Raw genomic sequence first — 1,290 nt, forward strand, 5'->3', positions numbered from 1 at the left:
ATGTAGCTAATAGCGTCGCGGGATGGAGCAGCCCGGTAGCTCGTCAGGCTCATAACCTGAAGGTCGTAGGTTCAAATCCTACTCCCGCAACCAAAAAACAACGCTAAATCAAATGCTTAAAGCCCGACCTAATCAGTCGGGCTTTCGCTTGTGCAGTTTACATCAACGCCACATCAACACCGGACCAGAAAAACCGCACCAGCACGCATAAGCGGGCAGCGCCCCGCAACGGCGTGCATCAAACGCGACGCTTGCTGATCGAAAAAATGGATATGGAACCGCACCCCTTATCGGTTTGAGTCTGGCTCCGCAGAAAAACCCGTGACAGAATCGCGCCATGATCGACTTCCGCCCTCTATCCGATGACCATCCCGACCTCGCGCAGTCACCGCTGTTGCGTGCGGCACTGCTGACACTGCAGTACGCCCAGGAACACGGGACCATCGGTTTGACCACGGCGAAGGCATTCAAACGTGTCTTCGTCCATTGGGCAGTCAAACAATTTGCCTGGCCCGGTTCCAGCGCAGAGGAAATGTTCCGCTACAACAAGGTCATCAATGAGTATGAGTTTCCACCGCTTGAGGTGCTGCACTACCTTTTGATCACCCTGCGCCTCGGGCGGCACTTCAAAGGTGACTTCAAGCTGACAAAGCGCGGTGCAGAATTGGCGCAGGCTCCGGGAAAGCTGTTTGCTGAACTTGTCCCTTTCTTCGTTCTCGAGATCGATCACGCGTCATACGCCCGCTTTGAAGACCGCCCATTCGGCAAGTGGGATGTCTGGATGAATGTCATCAACGTCGAGGCCGATCACGGCACCACCGAGCGGGCGCTGTTTGCGGTATTTTATGGCGAGGAACATGATTGGGACAATGACGGATGGCGCGAAATGGCCGCGTTCTCCTCCTGCGTCTTGCGCCCACTTGAATGGGCCGGGTTGCTTATGCAGACCCATGAAGAACGCGGGGCGAAACATGTGCACCACGTCTTCAAGACGCCGCTCTGGCGCAGCACTTTAATGTTGGATACCGACGACATGTTGCGGCCGGTTTCCGACCAGTAAGCATTCGGCGAGAGCGGACCTTCGCGCGTGACGCAGAGAACGGCAGTTCAGAGCCCAACTTTACCGGATGCTGCATTTTCCACGAATGTCTTCTTCTATCGGATACTGTTGAAAAAGTCCATTGATTGGCGTGCCGGTCGTGTCGCGGAAGTGGTGGAAATTCGAAGGCGGCGTAATCTCCGGGTGACCTGAAACCCACCCAACCGGCGGCGCCAACCGCCAGGGAGATC

1 protein-coding gene and 1 tRNA gene are annotated in these 1,290 nt (G+C 55.9%); both read left to right on the top strand.

Annotated features, from left to right (window positions below):
• Positions 1-16 precede the first annotated feature (16 nt).
• A tRNA-Met gene (locus tag ATI53_RS22810) sits at positions 17-93 on the top strand.
• Between the two features lie 244 nt (positions 94-337).
• Entirely contained in the window at positions 338-1,060 is a 723-nt protein-coding gene (locus ATI53_RS22815) for a hypothetical protein (protein WP_111551446.1), read from the top strand.
• Positions 1,061-1,290 lie beyond the last annotated feature (230 nt).

The sequence above is a fragment of the Salipiger aestuarii genome (assembly GCF_003259905.1).
Taxonomy (GTDB): Bacteria; Pseudomonadota; Alphaproteobacteria; order Rhodobacterales; family Rhodobacteraceae; genus Salipiger; species Salipiger aestuarii.